The 18468-nt window shown below is 45.8% G+C and carries 20 protein-coding genes and 1 other annotated feature; all 20 genes read right to left on the reverse strand.

Annotation, left to right across the window (positions count from 1 at the left end):
- Positions 1-57 precede the first annotated feature (57 nt).
- Positions 58-3603: a DNA-directed RNA polymerase subunit beta gene (gene rpoB / locus NSS94_RS21970; RefSeq protein ID WP_029514493.1), complete on the reverse strand. Its 3546-nt coding sequence runs from the start codon at positions 3601-3603 to the stop codon at positions 58-60.
- 355 nt (positions 3604-3958) lie between these two features.
- Positions 3959-4561: a class I SAM-dependent methyltransferase gene (locus NSS94_RS21975; RefSeq protein ID WP_029514494.1), complete on the reverse strand. Its 603-nt coding sequence runs from the start codon at positions 4559-4561 to the stop codon at positions 3959-3961.
- 148 nt (positions 4562-4709) lie between these two features.
- Positions 4710-5075 carry a 50S ribosomal protein L7/L12 gene (gene rplL, locus NSS94_RS21980; protein WP_029514495.1) on the reverse strand — a complete coding sequence of 122 codons (366 nt, stop codon included), beginning with the start codon at positions 5073-5075 and terminating at the stop codon, positions 4710-4712.
- A 68-nt stretch (positions 5076-5143) separates the two neighbouring features.
- Positions 5144-5647 (reverse strand): 50S ribosomal protein L10, encoded by a 504-nt coding sequence (gene rplJ, locus NSS94_RS21985; protein WP_013312168.1) that lies wholly within the window; start codon positions 5645-5647, stop codon positions 5144-5146.
- Positions 5648-5721: 74 nt separating this feature from the next.
- Positions 5722-5873, reverse strand: a sequence feature (ribosomal protein L10 leader region).
- A gap of 68 nt (positions 5874-5941) precedes the next feature.
- A complete protein-coding gene (gene rplA, locus NSS94_RS21990) occupies positions 5942-6634 on the reverse strand; it encodes a 50S ribosomal protein L1 (protein ID WP_013312169.1) in 693 nt (230 codons plus the stop codon).
- 87 nt (positions 6635-6721) lie between these two features.
- Positions 6722-7147, reverse strand: coding sequence for a 50S ribosomal protein L11 (rplK, locus tag NSS94_RS21995; RefSeq protein ID WP_007432595.1), 426 nt, complete (start codon positions 7145-7147; stop codon positions 6722-6724).
- Between the two features lie 73 nt (positions 7148-7220).
- Positions 7221-7754 (reverse strand): transcription termination/antitermination protein NusG, encoded by a 534-nt coding sequence (nusG, locus tag NSS94_RS22000; RefSeq protein WP_007432596.1) that lies wholly within the window; start codon positions 7752-7754, stop codon positions 7221-7223.
- A 22-nt stretch (positions 7755-7776) separates the two neighbouring features.
- Complete coding sequence (gene secE / locus NSS94_RS22005) at positions 7777-7968, reverse strand: preprotein translocase subunit SecE (RefSeq protein WP_013312170.1); 192 nt, start codon at positions 7966-7968, stop codon at positions 7777-7779.
- 20 nt (positions 7969-7988) lie between these two features.
- Positions 7989-8138, reverse strand: coding sequence for a 50S ribosomal protein L33 (rpmG, locus tag NSS94_RS22010; RefSeq protein WP_023990562.1), 150 nt, complete (start codon positions 8136-8138; stop codon positions 7989-7991).
- A gap of 337 nt (positions 8139-8475) precedes the next feature.
- Positions 8476-9120, reverse strand: coding sequence for an RNA polymerase sporulation sigma factor SigH (gene sigH, locus NSS94_RS22015; RefSeq protein WP_016324748.1), 645 nt, complete (start codon positions 9118-9120; stop codon positions 8476-8478).
- Between the two features lie 162 nt (positions 9121-9282).
- Positions 9283-9804, reverse strand: a complete 522-nt coding sequence (locus NSS94_RS22020; RefSeq protein WP_007432599.1) for an NYN domain-containing protein — start codon at positions 9802-9804, stop codon at positions 9283-9285.
- A 4-nt stretch (positions 9805-9808) separates the two neighbouring features.
- Entirely contained in the window at positions 9809-10555 is a 747-nt protein-coding gene (rlmB, locus tag NSS94_RS22025) for a 23S rRNA (guanosine(2251)-2'-O)-methyltransferase RlmB (RefSeq protein ID WP_013312173.1), read from the reverse strand.
- A gap of 55 nt (positions 10556-10610) precedes the next feature.
- Positions 10611-11069: a Mini-ribonuclease 3 gene (locus tag NSS94_RS22030; RefSeq protein ID WP_340956982.1), complete on the reverse strand. Its 459-nt coding sequence runs from the start codon at positions 11067-11069 to the stop codon at positions 10611-10613.
- Entirely contained in the window at positions 11066-12469 is a 1404-nt protein-coding gene (gene cysS / locus NSS94_RS22035; protein WP_340956983.1) for a cysteine--tRNA ligase, read from the reverse strand. The genes NSS94_RS22030 and cysS overlap by 4 nt, the downstream gene beginning before the upstream one ends.
- A 24-nt stretch (positions 12470-12493) precedes the next feature.
- Entirely contained in the window at positions 12494-13174 is a 681-nt protein-coding gene (gene cysE, locus NSS94_RS22040) for a serine O-acetyltransferase (protein WP_029514499.1), read from the reverse strand.
- A 487-nt stretch (positions 13175-13661) separates the two neighbouring features.
- Positions 13662-15122, reverse strand: coding sequence for a glutamate--tRNA ligase (gltX, locus tag NSS94_RS22045; protein ID WP_029514500.1), 1461 nt, complete (start codon positions 15120-15122; stop codon positions 13662-13664).
- A 39-nt stretch (positions 15123-15161) separates the two neighbouring features.
- Positions 15162-15638, reverse strand: coding sequence for a 2-C-methyl-D-erythritol 2,4-cyclodiphosphate synthase (ispF, locus tag NSS94_RS22050; protein WP_025723806.1), 477 nt, complete (start codon positions 15636-15638; stop codon positions 15162-15164).
- Positions 15635-16333, reverse strand: a complete 699-nt coding sequence (gene ispD / locus NSS94_RS22055; protein WP_029514501.1) for a 2-C-methyl-D-erythritol 4-phosphate cytidylyltransferase — start codon at positions 16331-16333, stop codon at positions 15635-15637. The genes ispF and ispD overlap by 4 nt, the downstream gene beginning before the upstream one ends.
- 70 nt (positions 16334-16403) lie before the next feature.
- A complete protein-coding gene (locus tag NSS94_RS22060; protein WP_029514502.1) occupies positions 16404-17489 on the reverse strand; it encodes a PIN/TRAM domain-containing protein in 1086 nt (361 codons plus the stop codon).
- A gap of 185 nt (positions 17490-17674) precedes the next feature.
- Positions 17675-18421: a CDP-diacylglycerol--serine O-phosphatidyltransferase gene (gene pssA, locus NSS94_RS22065; protein ID WP_069011498.1), complete on the reverse strand. Its 747-nt coding sequence runs from the start codon at positions 18419-18421 to the stop codon at positions 17675-17677.
- Between the last annotated feature and the right edge of the window lie 47 nt (positions 18422-18468).

Genomic DNA, 18468 nt, shown 5'->3' on the forward strand with positions numbered 1-18468 from the left:
ATCCTAGAATGGATCAAGGTATATAACAAAGCTGATATGAGTCAGTTAGCAGTCAAACTACTCTACGCCAACCTCAGAGCCTTCCAGATTCAAACTCAGCTTATCGCCGCTTGTGTCATCCTCATCATCAAGCTCTCTCATTTCGATCTCTTGTTCGTCTTCAGACAGAATCTTCACGTCCATACCCAAGCTTTGCAGCTCTTTGATCAAGACCTTAAATGATTCTGGAACACCCGGTTCAGGTACATTTTCACCTTTGACAATGGATTCGTAAGTTTTAACACGTCCAACCACATCATCGGATTTCACAGTCAAAATTTCCTGAAGCGTGTACGCCGCGCCGTAGGCTTCCAATGCCCATACTTCCATCTCCCCGAAGCGCTGTCCACCGAATTGAGCTTTACCACCCAATGGTTGCTGCGTAACGAGAGAGTAAGGACCTGTAGAACGAGCATGGATTTTATCATCGACCATGTGCGCCAGTTTGATCATGTGCATGACACCGACAGTAACTTCACGTTCAAAACGATCACCCGTACGTCCGTCATACAACACAGTCTTACCATTACGCTGCATGCCTGCCTCTTCCATTGTATCGAACACGTCATACTCCTTGGCACCATCGAATACTGGAGTTGCCACATGAATACCAAGACGCATTGCAGCCATACCCAGATGGACTTCAAGCACCTGTCCGATGTTCATCCGTGAAGGTACCCCCAGCGGGTTCAGAACGACCTGTACTGGTGTGCCATCCGGCAGGAACGGCATATCTTCTTCAGGCAAAATACGGGCAACGACACCCTTGTTACCGTGACGTCCAGCCATTTTATCGCCTTCGGAGATTTTACGTTTTTGAGCAATATATACACGAACCAACTGATTTACACCTGGTGGCAGTTCATCACCATTTTCACGTGTAAACACCTTTACATCTACAACAATCCCATCTGTTCCGTGAGGAACTCTCAAAGAAGTATCGCGAACCTCGCGTGCCTTCTCACCAAAGATTGCGTGTAAGAGACGTTCTTCAGCTGTCAATTCAGTCACACCTTTAGGTGTAACTTTACCAACAAGAATGTCACCTGCACCGATTTCGGCACCAATACGAATGATTCCACGCTCATCCAAGTTGCGAAGCGCCTCTTCACCGACATTTGGAATGTCACGAGTGATTTCTTCAGGTCCAAGTTTCGTGTCACGAGCCTCGGATTCGTATTCCTCAATATGGATCGAGGTGTATACATCCTCCTTGACCAGTTTCTCACTCAGCAGGATCGCATCCTCGTAGTTGTAACCTTCCCAAGTCATGAAGGCAACGACAACGTTACGTCCCAACGCCAACTCACCCATCTCCGTAGATGGACCATCTGCAAGAATATCGCCAACTTTGACAATATCTCCTCTGTTCACAATCGGACGTTGGTTAATGCAAGTTCCTTGGTTAGATCGCATAAATTTGTGTAATTTATACTTAACAATGTCGCCCTTCACTTCAGCACCATCTACAGTTTCGATACGACGCAACCAAATTTCGTTAGCCGAAGAACGTTCGATAACTCCGTTGTATTTGGACACAATGCAAACACCAGAATCTTTTGCAGACTTGTGCTCCATTCCTGTTCCGACCAATGGAGACTTCGGAATCAATAGTGGGACAGCCTGACGTTGCATATTGGAACCCATCAATGCGCGGTTAGAGTCATCATTCTCCAGAAACGGAATCAGTGCTGTCGCAACTGATACGACCTGTTTAGGTGATACGTCCATGTAATCGACACGGCTACTAGCCATTGGAATAATGTTATCAGACTGTTTGTTATAACGGACAATGACGACCTCATCCTTAAAGGTGTTTTCCTCAGTCAATTCCGCGTTCGCCTGAGCTACGATGTAGTTATCTTCTTCATCAGCAGTCAGGTAATCAATCTGGTCTGTAACTTTTCCGGTTTTCGGATCTACCCAACGATAAGGAGCTTCGATAAATCCGTACTCGTTGATACGTGCAAATGTGGACAAAGAGTTGATCAAACCAATGTTTGGTCCCTCTGGTGTCTCGATAGGACACATACGGCCGTAGTGACTTGGATGGACGTCACGCACTTCCATGCCTGCGCGTTCACGCGTCAAACCGCCGGGTCCGAGTGCGGACAGACGACGTTTGTGCGTTAATTCAGCAAGCGGGTTTGTCTGATCCATAAACTGTGACAGCTGCGAGCTACCAAAAAACTCTTTAATCGAAGCAATTACTGGACGTATGTTAATCAACGCTTGTGGCGTAATTACATTAGCATCCTGAATCGACATTCTTTCACGCACCACGCGTTCCATACGGGATAAACCGATACGGAACTGGTTTTGGAGCAACTCACCTACAGAACGTAAACGACGGTTACCCAAATGGTCAATATCGTCCGTACTTCCGATACCGTGAAGCAAGTTAATAAAATAACTGATGGAGGAAATAATATCGGCAGGCGTAATATTCTTAACCGATTTATCAATATTTCCGTTAGCAATCAGTTTTACTACTTTACCGTCCTCGATTGGCGAGAACACATCAATCGTTTGAAGTGGAATATCATTGCTTTCCAGCACGCCGCTAGCAACATGATACGTGCGGTGTCCTACTGATTCCTCCAGTTGGGCCAGAATCTCGTCCAACAGGCGACGATCCACCATTTGTCCTGCTTCAGCGATAATTTCACCAGTTGTTGTATCAATCAATGTCTCAGCAAGACGTTGATTGAACAGACGGTTTTTGATGTGAAGCTTTTTATTGATTTTGTAACGGCCTACGTTGGCCAGATCATAACGTTTTGGATCAAAGAAGCGTGCAACAAGCAAGCTCTTTGCGTTATCCAGTGTAGGTGGCTCACCCGGGCGAAGACGCTCATAAATTTCAATCAGCGCTTTCTCCGTGGAATCCGTATTGTCTTTATCAAGTGTGTTGCGGATATATTCGTCATTGCCGAGCAAATCCAGAATCTCAGCATCAGTGCCAAAGCCAAGTGCACGCAGCAACACCGTAACCGGAATTTTACGGGTACGGTCAATCCGGACATAGATAATATCCTTCGCATCCATCTCCAGTTCGAGCCAAGCCCCCCGGTTAGGAATTACCGTTGCGGTGTATGTTGTTTTCGCATTCTTGTCGACTTTTGTGCTGAAATAGACGCTGGGAGAGCGAACCAACTGGCTGACAATAACCCGTTCCGCACCGTTAATAATAAACGTACCCGTTTCAGTCATCAGCGGGAAGTCTCCCATGAATACTTCCTGCTCTTTCACTTCCCCGGTCTCTTTATTAATAAGCCGGACTTTTACCCGAAGCGGTGCTGCATACGTAACGTCGCGTTCCTTTGCGTCGTCAACGGTATATTTGGGTTCTCCGAGAGAATAGTCGATAAACTCCAAAATCAGATTTCCAGTGAAATCTTGAATTGGTGAAATATCCCGAAACATTTCCCGTAATCCTTCCTCCAAAAACCAATCATAGGATTTTTGTTGGATCTCAATCAGGTTCGGAACCTCGAGTACCTCATTAATACGTGCATAACTGCGCCGAGTGCGTCGACCATATTGAACAAGATGTCCTGCCAACTTAAACTCACCCCTCATGTCTACTCACTTTAAAAATACATTGCGAACCTCTGTTTGTGACCTTATAATAAGACACATACAGAAGATTCAATCTTACAAATACAGAAAAGCCCTTACTCGAATGCATTCGAAAAAAGAGCAACGTATCTGCAGAATCCTCTTACCGGAAGATCTTCATCACTTGTAGATTTGCCCAAAATGGTTGTATTATACGTAATAGCGATAAATACTATACCTACTACGCATAAATCTATTGACATTTCAACAAACTAAAGCCATGGAGGGCATCCTAATACTGACATTTTATAATGATATCACAGACCAGGATTCAAGTCAATGGTCCTATTGCATTTTCTTAAAAACTTTTTTTGGCCTTCAAAATTCGATAGCCTTTATCCTTTGTAACTTCCTCCACATGACCGAAAAGACTCTCTATCTTAGCACTCGCCGAAGGGGCCCCCTGCTTTTTCTGAATGACTACCCACAAAGTTCCACCCTCATTTAAATGCTCATAAGCAAGTTCAAAAATGGTATGCACTGTTTCTTTTCCTGCACGTATAGGAGGATTCGTCAAAATTACGTCAAAACGTTCATTCTTCACTTCCGCAAACAAATCGCTTTGCTTAACGGTGACATTCTTAACCCCATTACGTTCCGCATTCTCTATCGCTAGTTGAACGGCTCGCTCATTAATATCAACCATTGTGACGTGTCCTTCTGGGACAAGCGCGGCTGCCGCCAAACCAATCGGCCCGTAACCGCATCCTACATCTAATACCGAGGCTTGTGCAGGAAGCTGCATCGCTTCAATCAGCACGCGACTCCCATAATCAATGCCCTGCTTCGAAAAAACGCCTGAATCGCTGACAAAACGGTATGACCGCCCCCGCAGCACTGTTTCCAGGCTCCGTCTTTCATGCGCCGTCTCTGGCCGCTTGGAGTAGTAATGATCAGCCATTCATGCCCACCTCTTTCGGTTGTACTACCATCATAGCCTTTACAATTACCTTTCAGACATGCTGGCACTACCGTTTTACAGCAACAAACCCCTTGAAGATCACCTCAAGGGGTTTGTTTTAGTTCATTGTCTGCTAGAAAGCAGTCAATTATTTCACTTCTACAGAAGCGCCTGCTTCTTCCAATTTTGCTTTAATGGATTCAGCTTCTTCTTTAGCGATTTTTTCTTTCAGTGGTTTTGGAGCGTTGTCAACCAGTTCTTTTGCTTCTTTCAGGCCAAGACCTGTGATTTCGCGAACTGCTTTGATAACGTTGATTTTGGAACCGCCAGCGCTTGTCAAGATTACGTCGAACTCGGATTGCTCAGCTTCAGCTGCGCCACCTGCTGCGCCACCTGCTACAGCTACTGGAGCTGCTGCAGTTACGCCGAATTCTTCTTCGATTGCTTTCACGAGATCGTTCAGTTCCAATACGGACATACCTTTAATTGCTTCCAAGATTTGCTCTTTACTCATGGTTGAACCTCCATTTAAATTCGTATTTTTTTGTTCTCAACTGCTATACAGCAGGTTTAATCCCTAACTTATGCGCTTTGCTCTTCTTTTTCTGCAACAGCTTTAACTGCAAGCGCGAAGTTGCGCACAGGAGCTTGAAGCACGCTGAGGAGCATGGAAAGGAGACCTTCGCGGGATGGCAGTTCTGCCAGTGCTTTGATTTCCTCAACACCGATAACGCGACCTTCTACAACTGCACCTTTCAGTTCCAGTGCATTGTTCTTCTTAGCGAAATCGTTCAAGATTTTAGCTGCAGACACTGCATCATCTTTGCCGAACGCGATTGCAGTAGGACCTGTCAATACTGCGTCCAGTTCAGTCAATTCTGCTGCCGCAGTTGCACGGCGGAGCAGTGTGTTTTTCAGCACTTGAAATTCGATTCCGGCTTCGCGAAGCTGCTTACGCAGCTCAGTTACTTGGGCAACATTCAGACCGCGATAGTCTGCAACCACAGTCGTTACGCTCTCACGTAATTTTGCAGCTACAACTTCAACAGCTTCTTGTTTTGCTTGAATCACCTTTGCATTTGCCAAACTGTACACCTCCTGATCAATTTATCCGCTTTGTTCGAAGCACCCGATCTGGTGATCTCACAAAGCTTGCTTTCATAAGCATGAAAAAAGCCTCCGTAGAGTACGAAGGCTTGATAAATCTACATGGACGGGACAAGCCCGTCACATGAAACGTTCTATCATAACACCTCGGTAGGAAATTAAGCCCTAAGGCACCTACTGTCTACGGTAAGCATATTCAACTTTAATGGTCAGTCACAAGGACTCACAACTTTTATAGAATAACAATTTTGATTGAACATGTCAATCAAAATATTATCTGTAAACAGATGCGTTCACACGTGCACTTGGTCCCATAGTCGAAGAAATAGCGATGTTTTTCAGGTATACACCTTTAGCAGCCGCTGGCTTCGCACGGTTCAAGGCTTCAACCAAGGCTTTAAGGTTCTCGTTCAGCTGTTCAGCACTGAAGGAAGCTTTGCCGATTGGTGCATGAATTTGACCGGCTTTGTCGAGACGGTATTCGATTTTACCGGCTTTAATTTCTTGAACAGCCTTGGCAACGTCGAAAGTAACTGTGCCTGCTTTAGGGTTAGGCATCAAACCTTTACCACCGAGCAAACGACCCAGTTTACCAACCTCACTCATCATATCAGGTGTCGCAACGCAGACGTCGAATTCAAACCAGCCTTGTTGGATTTTGTTGATCATATCTTGATCGCCAACAAAATCAGCGCCAGCAGCTTCCGCTTCTTTCACTTTGTCACCTTTTGCAAATACCAGAACGCGTTGTGTTTTACCCGTACCATGCGGCAGGACAACAACACCACGAACAGCCTGGTCTTGTTTACGGGAATCTACGCCCAGACGAACTGCAGCTTCAACGGTTTCGTCGAATTTAGCAGTCGCAGCCTTTTTCACCAGTTCAACGGCTTCTAAAGGCTCGTAAGTTGCTTCGCTGTCAATCAGCTTAGCAGCTTCCAGGTACTTCTTACCATGTTTAGCCATAATGTTTTCCTCCTTATGTGGTATTAGCGGATATTCCTCCCACACTTGCCGGACAGTCAAACTGCCGGCACACGTAGATTAATAAAATTAATCTACGATGGTGATACCCATGCTGCGAGCAGTACCTTCAACCATACGCATTGCCGATTCTACGGAAGCTGCGTTAAGGTCAGGCATTTTTTGCTCTGCAATTTGACGAACAGCAGCGCGATTTACAGTTGCAACTTTCGTTTTATTCGGTTCACCGGAACCTTTTTCGATTTTAGCAGCAACTTTCAACAGAACAGCAGCCGGTGGAGTTTTGGTGATGAACGTAAAAGAACGATCCTCAAATACCGAAATTTCAACCGGAATAATCAGGCCTGCTTGATCAGCAGTACGAGCATTGAACTCTTTACAGAATGCCATGATGTTGACACCTGCTTGACCCAAAGCTGGACCTACTGGAGGCGCTGGATTAGCTTTCCCTGCAGGAATCTGCAGTTTTACCATTTTAATTACCTTTTTTGCCATGGATGACACCTCCTTGACTCAATAGTGGTAGACGGACCTATCGATCCTCCCACAAGAAACCTGTAAGAAAAATCTATATTTTCTCCACTTGAGTATAATCCAACTCAAGCGGGGTTTCCCGTCCAAACATGTTGACGTGAACTTTAAGCTTGCTCTTCTCAACCAAAATTTCTTCCACGGAGCCCACAAAATTCGCAAAAGGACCAACTTTAATTCGCACGGATTCCTTAACATCGAATTCAATCTTCGGTTTCGGCTCTACCATGCCCATATGCTTCAGAATCTGTTCAACTTCTTCTGGAAGCAATGGCGTCGGTTTGGAACCCGAGCCTGTTGACCCTACAAATCCCGTAACACCTGGTGTGTTGCGTACAACATACCAAGAGTCGTCGGTTTGGACCATTTCGACTAAGACATAACCAGGGTAGACTTTACGCATAACGGTTTTTTTCTTACCGTCCTTGGTTACCAGTTCTTCTTCCATAGGAACAAGAACACGGAATATCTTGTCTTCCATGCCCATGGACTCAACGCGTTTTTCCAAATTGGCTTTGACTTTGTTCTCATACCCTGAATAGGTATGAACGACGTACCATCTTTTTTCCATATCAAGCCACCTGGAACCCTTCCTAGATAATCGCTTCGATCACAGCGGAAATGCCGATGTCGAGAACCCAAAAATAAATCGTGACGAACGCAATTGTCCCTATGACAATCAGCGTATAGTTGGTCAGTTCTTTACGATTGGGCCAGCGAACCTTCTTGAGTTCAGCCCAGCTTTCAGAGAAAAAGGAAAACAGAGACTTGAAACTGCGTTTCACGCCGACTACACCTCCAAAAACTATCTGGTTTCCCGATGAGAAGTCTGTTCGTTACAGGACTTACAGAATTTCTTCATCTCCATGCGGTCGGGGTGATTACGCTTGTTTTTCGTCGTTGTGTAATTTCTTTGTTTGCATGTTGTACAAGCCAAAGTAATAATTACCCGCATGATGTGCACCTCCCGAAGACATCCAACACCGGAAGTCTCATAATTGATCCTAAAAAAAACCGCGAATTTAGGCCTACCTAAAACACTTTATCACACGGGGTTTTCCATGTCAACGAATGTTTGCATACAATTCGCAGTCCCGACTGTGGTGCATTTTAACATCTGTGCATCCTTTTAAACTGTTCTCTGAAAAGCCGCTTCAAAAATCAAGGCGATATCTATTATTCGTCTTTTTTAGTATAAATCATTTGTAACACTTATAAACCTGCATAGCCTATACCTATAACGAATAAAAAAAGACTCGGACTCGAGCCTTTTTCCCTGTCAGCCTCTACTTTCAACTATCTCTTACTTCCAGATACTTTTCAAGTTTACGCTTGACCCGTTGCAGCGCGTTATCAATGGATTTCACATGGCGGTCAAGATCCTCTGCAATCTCCTGATACGAACGTCCGTCCAGATACAACATAAGTACCTTGCGTTCCAGTTCGCTCAGAATCTCGGACATCTTGTCCTCAAGGCCCACAAATTCTTCCTGATTGATGATCAGCTCTTCAGGGTCACTTACTTGTGTTCCGCAAATCACATCGAGCAACGTCCGGTCTGACTCTTCATCATAGATGGGCTTGTCCAGAGACACGTAAGAGTTCAGAGGAATGTGCTTTTGTCGTGTAGCCGTCTTAATTGCCGTAATAATCTGTCGTGTAATGCACAACTCGGCGAAAGCCTTGAACGAAGCAAGCTTGTCTCCCTTAAAATCACGAATGGATTTGTAGAGACCAATCATGCCCTCCTGAATAATATCCTCGCGATCAGCACCAATCAGGAAGTAGGATCTGGCCTTGGCCCGCACAAAGTTCCGGTATTTGTTGATCAGAAACTCCAGCGCTTCCCCATCACCTTCATGGACTGCTCCGACAATGTCTTCATCATTTTTGTAATCAAACTTTGACAACATGATATCCTTGAGGTCCACACTCACTAACAATCCCTCCGGCTGCAACGCAAGGTACCCGTTACTCTCTCAAATATACGACAAGTATACGCGATGTAACCTGATACCGTCAACCACAACAACCTAAAAAAGAAGAGCGCTAACAAAATTGTCAATGGTTTCAAAATGGAGTGGCGTCCAATTATTGGTTTATTCTCTTCTCCATCGTTCAAACAACTTTCGAAGCTCCGGGCTCAGTTTGGCATCTAGCGAGTTACGGGACAATTTAGCACTATCCTGCTGGATTCGCTTCTGCACTTCTCTTTCGGATTCCTCAATCTCGATCAGTAATTCTCGCGCCGACACCCTAAGTGCACCTTGCCCAAATGCGACATGTTGCTCTACCTGATCGCTTGTCGCTACGTAAATACTTCTTCTTTTACTGCTCAGCTCCCGAACCAATCGCTCGATGCACTCATCAGCAGTTTCTTTTTCTCTGGTAAAATAAATCTGGACTTTGCTCTGAGCAAAAGTTTTACCTAATCCTGGCACCCTGTAAGCATCAAATACGACGATGACTCTTCTGCCGGAATACGCCTGATGATCCGCCAGTCGTTCAAGAAGTCTGTCCCTCGCTTCCTGCATACCAGATTGTACCAGTGCGGAAAGTTCGGGCCAGGCTCCAATCATGTTGTAACCGTCCACAAGCAGAACATCCCGCGTGTCAGCCATATCGTTAGCCCCGTGCCTGTCGTCCGCGCAATACTTCGTACATGACAACACCTGCAGCTACAGAAGCATTAAGGGAATTAATTTGCCCCGCCATTGGCAGCTTGACGAGTACATCGCATTTCTCACGAATCAAACGGCCCATACCTTTATTTTCGTTACCAATGACAATGGCTACTGGTCCCGTGAATACTCCATTCCCAAAGACAGGGTCTGTCGCTGTAACATCCGTGCCAACTACCCATACACCTTCTTCTTTAAGACGATCAATGGTTTGTCCCAGATTGTTTACACGCGCAACCGGAACGTACTCCACAGCACCTGCCGATGTTTTGGACACCGTTACAGTTACAGCTGCAGAACGCCTTTTCGGCACAATAACACCATGCGCTCCAGTACAGTCCGCTGTACGAAGGATGGAGCCCAAATTATGAGGGTCTTCAATCTCATCCAGCAAAATCAAAAACGGCTCTTCTCCCTTATCACGAGCAGTTGCGAGCAATTCTTCCACTTCAACATAGGCAAAAGGCGCAGCTTGCGCGACCACTCCCTGATGTTGAATGCCCGGAACCATTTGATCCAGCTTACGCTTGTCCACCTGCAAAACAATAATTCCTGCTTTTTTCGCCTCAGCTGTAATCGGCAGTGTCAAATGTTTTTGCGCATTATCCGCAATCCAAATTTTATTTATTGTTCTGCCTGAACGCAATGCCTCCGTTACCGAATGCTTACCGGCAATCCATTCTTCTTCCATCTCTAGCTTCCTCCCGGGAAACGGCTGATACTTGTTCCATCCAGTCCATTCCCATTTATGATTTTTCTGTATTTTCCATTTGTGCAATTCCGTACGTAATCAACTCTCTTAATCTGTCCAAATGTCCATCACAATAAAGAGATCCAATCAACCCCTCCAGTGCAGTGGCGTGCCGATACTCAAGCACATCAGCATTTTTGGGCAAACTTCCTGATTTAGCATTTCTTCCTTGTCGGACAATATCGCGTTCTTCTTCCGTCAGTACATTTTCCAATAGCCCTAACATGCGACTCTGCGCCTTGGCGGAGACTAGCCCTGTGGCTCGCCGATGCAGATGATTTGGACGCAGGTTAGGCTGTGCCAACAAATATTGCCGGACAGCTACCTCGTACACTGCATCACCAATGTAAGCTAGTGCAATGGGAGGCATCAAACGTGCTGGCTTGGACGCAGGGTACGGGAACCAGTTCCCCGTACCTTCCGATGCTCCTGAGTTCAGTGGCTTATCATTCATTTTCGCCGCCACCGCATCCCCTGCGCCGTATCTTCAAGCACAATGCCTTTTGCAGCCAACAGATCGCGAATTTCGTCAGCTCTACCCCAATTTTTGGTCTTACGAGCTTCGACACGTTCTGCAATTAACTGCTCAATTTCGTCATCCAGCAACTCTTCACTCGGCTCCGAATAAATGCGAAGCACGTTATTCATCGAATGAAAGGTATGCAATACAGCTTGTAATTCTGCCTGATGTACGACATCTCGTTGCAACAAATGGTTTGCTTCGCTAACCCAATCGAATACAGCAGTAATCGCATCAGGTGTGTTGAAATCATCATTCATTTTTTCGCCAAACTGCTGCAAAATTCCGTCGAGCTTCGTTTGCAGTTCCGTCGATACTCCCTCATTACCTTTCAGCGCATTAGCTAAACGATGCTTCACATTGGCAACTGCATTGGCGATCCGTTCGACACTGTTCTCCGCCTGACTCATAGTCTCTTGGTTGTAGTTTAACGGATTTCGGTAATGCGTCGACAACATAAAATAACGTATAGCCTCAGGCTTGTGATGAGCGCGCAAATCTTTAACTAAAATACCATTACCGAGTGATTTCGACATTTTTTCATTATCTATGCGAATATATCCGTTATGCATCCAGTAGCGGGATAATGGCTTACCTGTAATCACTTCGGATTGTGCGCATTCACATTCATGATGCGGAAATTGCAGATCCTGTCCGCCCCCATGAATATCCAGTGTATCCCCCAAATAATGGCGAGCCATAGCAGAGCATTCGATATGCCAGCCTGGTCGTCCATTTCCCCAAGGGCTCGACCAATGAATTTCGCCCGGCTTCGCTGCCTTCCAGAGTACAAAGTCCTCGGCATTTTCCTTGCGTTCATCCACATTGATACGAATTCCGAACTGAAGCTCTTCCAGATTTTGACCTGACAGTTGTCCGTAATCTTTGAACTTTTTGGTCCGATAGAACACGTCGCCATCATTCTCATAGGCATAGTCTTTGTCTACCAATTCCTTAATAAAATCAATAATCAGATCCATGCTCTCTGTTACACGAGGGTTCATACTGGCAGCAGGAACATTCAATCCTGTCAGATCCTCATGGTAGGCAGCAATAAATTTCTCAGCAACTGCCGAAACATTCATGTCAAGTTCCCGAGCTTTGCGGATTAGTTTATCATCGACATCCGTAAAATTCACCACATAGTTTACATCATAGCCCAAGTACTCCAGGTAGCTACGCACCACATCAAATACAATTACAGGTCGTGCATTGCCAATATGAATGTAATCATACACGGTAGGACCGCATACATACATTTTAACCTTTCCAGGCTCCAGTGGCACAAAAGGCTCCCGACTCCTCGTCATTGTATTATAAATTTGAAGCGGCATTGTTATGTTCCTCCCTCATGAAAATCATTTTTCTAATGTATTCTCTTGGGCCACCTGATGTTTCTGAGCGGATGCCCCATCCTTCAAATCAGACATTTCTGCACGCAAACGTTCTATTTCCCGTTGAAGCTCTCGCATAGAATCCACAACCGGATCAGGCAACTGATGACTAAGTCGGTCTGGACGCCTACCATCCTGTCTGACAACTCGCCCCGGGATGCCCACCACCGTACTGTTTGGTGGAACTTCTTTGAGCACAACCGAATTAGAGCCAATGTTGGATTGTGCCCCAATCGTGAAAGAGCCTAATATCTTCGCACCAGAGCCGATAACAACATTATTCCCAATGGTCGGATGGCGCTTCCCTTTCTCTTTCCCAGTCCCGCCGAGTGTGACCCCCTGATACAATACGACATCGTCGCCAATCTCACAGGTTTCCCCGATGACAACTCCCATGCCATGGTCAATGAACAGCCGATCTCCGATACGAGCGCCAGGATGAATTTCAATGCCTGTCATAAACCTTGATACCTGGGATATAACACGGGCTAGAGTACACCAGTTTCGCAAATAAAACCAATGTGCGATTCGGTGTGCCCAAAGGGCATGAACACCGGAATACGTAAAAATGACCTCCAGCTTACTCCGGGCGGCCGGATCATTATCCAAAACAGTCTGAATGTCGGATTTGAAATGTCTGAACATGTCGCCCTCCTATTCCCTTCATATCCTTGCCGCATCATCACAACACTTCACGTTCCGCCAATTTTCGCATCCACCAGCACTCTTCGACATTTTTCTATCTATAACGAGTCTGAGTCTGATAAAAAAGAAAAAGCGCCTCCGCAGCCTAAGCTGCAGAGACGCATGAACGTGGTCCCACTCTGCTTTCGAACATATCTGCTGCATAAAAAGCAGATAATCCGTCTTTGGCGTCCTGTAACGGGAACGAATCGGCACGCCCTTGTCACATCAGCATTTGATGCTAATGAGGGTTCGGGCGCACGGCTCCCAGGCGCATTTCCTCCGCAGGTCAACTGGACGGCTCTCAGCCTGGGGTTTCCCCTCGACCGTCCTCTCTGGCAGATGCCCTTATGCAGTGTACTTCTCCTGTTCGCAGCCTTTACACGTAAATATCAATCCGTATCAATGGAGTCATTATAGCGAAAAGACAACAAATTGACAAGAAATATCAGCCTTTAATTTGTGCCTTGAGACGATCCAGTACCTTGTCACGTCCAAGCAAAAAGATAGTTTCATTCAGATCCCGTCCATGCGTTTGGCCTGTAAGAGCCACACGAATCGGCATGAATAATTGTTTCCCCTTAAAACCGGTTTCCTTTTGAACTTCTTTGATCAGCTTAGCCATTTGTGGAGCTGTAAATTCCTCACTCGTTTCAACTTTACCTGCAAAAGCTCTAAGTACCTCAGGAACCTGCTCTTCGGCCAATACAGCTGCTGCTTCAGCATCCAGTTCCAGATGTGAACGGAAAAACAACTCAGACAACGTTACAATATCGGACGCAGATGTCATCTGTTCCTGGTATAAGCGAACAAGGGCCTTAGCCCAATCCAGTTGTTCCGCAGACAGCTCAGTAGGCAACAGCCCCGCTGTCTGGAGATGTGGAATCGCCATGCTGGCAATTCGCTCAGGATCAGCCTTTTTAATATAGTGATTGTTCAAATAAGCAAGCTTATTTGTATCAAACACAGCTGGACTTTTGGACAAACGATTAGGATCGAAAATCGAAATCAGTTGTTCCCGATCATAGATCTCTTCTTCGCCTTCTGGGGACCAACCCAGCAGTGCGATGAAGTTGAATATAGCTTCTGGCAAATAGCCCAACTTGTCATACTGCTCCATAAACTGAATAATGGATTCGTTACGTTTACTGAGCTTTTTGTGATCCTCACCTACAATCAGCGTCATATGACCGAAGCGTGGCGGTTCCCACCCGAGAGCTTCAAAGATCATCAACTGCCGCGGTGTATTGGAAACATGGTCTTCGCCCCGTAGTACATGCGATATTTTCATCAAATAATCGTCAACTGCTACAGCGAAGTTATATGTCGGAATACCGTCTTTTTTGACGATAACAAAATCGCCGCTTTCCTTGGAATTGAACGTAATTTGTCCTTTAACGATATCGTCAAACGTATATTCACGATCTTCCGGTACACGAAAACGAATACTTGGTACACGGCCCTCTGCTTCAAATGCCTGGCACTGTTCTTCTGTTAGATCACGATGTTTTCCAGAATAGCGCGGTGTCTCCCCACGTGCCGTCTGCTCTTCACGCTCGCGCTCCAGCTCTTCTTCAGTGCAGTAACAGCGGTAAGCCAAACCACGATCCAGCAAATCCTGCCAGTATGTTTTATATATGTCCAAGCGTTCAGTCTGACGATAAGGTCCAAACTCTCCTCCCACGTCTACGCTCTCATCCCAGTCCATACCCAACCATTTCAAATATTTAAGTTGGCTTTCTTCTCCGCCCTCAATATTGCGCTTCACATCTGTGTCTTCGATACGAATAATAAATTTCCCACCTTGATTGCGGGCAAACAAATAATTAAATAATGCCGTTCTGGCATTTCCAATGTGCAGATGCCCTGTAGGGCTTGGTGCATAACGTACACGAACTTCCGTGCTCATATAATCTCCTCCAAATTGAATTACTCAAGATGATAGCATTTACTTGATAAGACAGACAACCGATTGAGCCGCGATTCCTTCACCCCGGCCGGGAAACCCGAGTTGCTCTGTCGTGGTCGCCTTGACGTTCACCTGGGATAGCTCCTCTGCTTCCAGCGCCCGAGCGATGACTTCATTCATCTGCGGAATATACGATGCCATTTTGGGCTTTTGTGCGATAATCGTAGAATCGATATTCCCCAAGCGATATCCTCGCTCTTTAGCTAGCCCCCACACATGCTCCAGTAGCTTAAGACTGTCAGCATCCTTAAATTCTGGGTCATTATCTGGAAAATGCTTCCCGATGTCTCCCAAGCCAAGCGCGCCCAGGATAGCATCGCTAATGGCATGCAGCAGTACGTCTGCATCGGAATGGCCCAATAAACCTTTTTCATACGGAATATTCACACCTCCGATGATGCATGGCCTTCCTTCCACCAGCTGGTGGACGTCAAATCCTTGTCCCACTCTGATCATTTGATATCCTCTCCCTCTGTTTTCACCCATAGCGCCGCCATATCCAAATCCTCCGGTGTAGTAATTTTGATGTTCTTGTAGCTGCCTTGAACGACAGTAACCGGAATGCCTAGCCGCTCTATCAGCATAGAATCATCTGTTCCCAAGAATCTCGACTGCTCCGCTTCCTCATAGGCTCGCAGCAGATCGGAAAGACGAAAAGTCTGTGGCGTTTGAATACTCCACAGACTTCGGCGATCCGGCGTTGCTGTAATGATACCATCCCCGTTCACTTGCTTGACCGTATCCTTTACAGGTACTGCCGCTACAGAAGCACCAGTACGCTGGGCTGCCTCAAGGCATGAACGTACAAGCTCAGGTTGAATGAGTGGACGCACACCATCATGCACCATCACCCAATCCGCTTGTAAGTGGCGCAGACCGCGATAGACCGAATGCTGGCGTTCACTGCCACCAGCTACCACCCGTACATTTTTACCGATTTTGTATTGATGAATCCAATCTCGGCAGCGTTCCACATCTGCTGTCCCAGTCACCATCACCATTTCATCCACTTCGGGCATAGCTGCGAATATTTCAAGTGTATGTATGAAGATGGGCTTGTCCCGCAAAAGCAGAAATTGCTTGCTCTCCTGCGTCCCCATACGGGAGCCGCGCCCTGCTGCCACAATGACAACTCCTACCCGATTGTTCATTCAAATAACTCCTGCCCTGATCGCACTTGGACGATCCGTATGATAACACATCTACTTCATCATACCGCGTTTATTGAGCTTTTTCCAATAATTTCGGTTTGGCAAAGATCATACGTCCGGCAGAGGTCTGAAGTACACTCGTGACCAGCACCTCCATAAGAGAGCCAATATAGTCACGTCCGCCTTCCACAACAATCATCGTACCATCATCCAGATAGGCTACACCCTGCCCATGCTCCTTGCCGTCTTTAATAATCTGCACCATAATTTCCTCACCGGGTAGTACGACAGGCTTCACTGCATTCGCCAAATCGTTAATATTCAGCACTGATACACCTTGCAGTTCGCATACTTTATTCAGGTTAAAATCGTTAGTTACAACTTTACCCTGTAACACCTTTGCCAGCTTGACCAACTTACTGTCAACCTCTGAAATTTCCTCAAAATCACCTTCGTAAATGAGCACATTCACATCCAGCTCTTTTTGGATTTTATTCAAAATATCCAGGCCCCGTCGTCCACGATTACGCTTAAGTAAATCTGATGAATCTGCAATATGCTGAAGCTCCTCTAACACAAATTCAGGAATCACAATCGTTCCTTCAATAAAACCTGTCTTGCAGATATCTGCAATACGCCCATCTATAATGACGCTGGTGTCCAAAATTTTATGTTCCTCCAGCTTGCGTTCTTCTGCACCCGTTCCCCGACCAAAAAAGCCAGAACTCCAAAAGGATGACAGCTCGTCCCGCTTTTCTAGTCCAACCATTAATCCCACATATCCACATATCACGGTAACAGCCGTCTGGATAAGTTGACCCGGGGCCCCCAACCATGAAAAAAGCGGATAGACTGCTAAGGAAAGTATCAATCCCACCGCTAAACCAATCACACCTGCCATCATCTCGTTCATCGGAATTCGTACCAAGCCTTCAATGCCCTGTTGCAACCGGTTCGCCACGGATGCTCCTGCGAATGAGCACCCGGCCATAAATAACACTGCTCCCGCCATCATCCAAACAACCATTCCCGGTAAAGACCCATCACTCAACCATTCTGGCATCCACGATACAATGCCCCCTACCCGCTGGTATAACGTATAGCCAAACCATGCTCCGCACAATCCTGTAAAAGTTAAAATAGCCTTTCTCCACATTGAATCTCTATACCTCCTTTATTTTCTTTTCATTAGTCTGCTATTTATTGGATACATAGCATTTCTCTTACCAGTATGATCCATTTCCCACATAACTAACCCTGTGTTTTCACTTTTTATGCATAAAAAAAGCATTTATCTCCTTGAAATAATTCAAGGAAATAAATGCTTATACTTGCTTGATACTACCGCTGTGAATGACGATATTGATCGTCCTGTTCTTCCTGACTGGAACGATCCCGATCACGCCCACGTCTGCGTGATAGTTTACGAATGTTCAGCTTCATACCATACAATGCATACAGCACCAGTGGCACAAAAATCAGCTTCGACAGCTGGTCAGGGAATTTAACAGCCAACACCACCGCTGCAATTACGACCCATGGAGCCACCCAAATTGCTTTTTTCGGGAGGCCAACCTTTTTAAAATTTGGATATTTCATGGAGCTGACCATCAAATAAGAGACCAGCAACATGGCAATCGACATGTATAACAAAGAAATATCGTTATGGAATAAGGACAAAGTGGCTAATACGCCACCTGCTGCCGGAATTGGTAGACCCGTAAAATAACCTGGTACACCAGGACGTACGTTAAATCGAGCCAAACGCAACGCTCCGCACATCGGGAAAATGGCAGTAACCGTCCAAGCGAGAGCCGAATTCGCATCATGAAAAGCAACCATGTACATAATAACTGCGGGAGCAACACCAAAAGATATCATATCTGATAAGGAGTCCAGTTCTTTACCGAATTCGCTTTGGGCATTCAGGACCCGGGCCATTCTTCCATCCAGTCCGTCCAACAACATGGCGACAATAACCATAATAGCGGCAAGACTGTATTTTCCGTCTACAGCCAATAAAATGGCGATCATTCCGAGAAACAAGTTACCTAAGGTACACAAGTTCGGAATTGATTTGGTAATCATCTCTTCACCTCAATGTATGAATTGTTCCATTATAATCCTTTTACTGT

Origin of the sequence: Paenibacillus sp. FSL L8-0644, from assembly GCF_038008165.1 — a bacterium.
GTDB classification, from domain to species: Bacteria; Bacillota; Bacilli; order Paenibacillales; family Paenibacillaceae; genus Paenibacillus; species Paenibacillus polymyxa_D.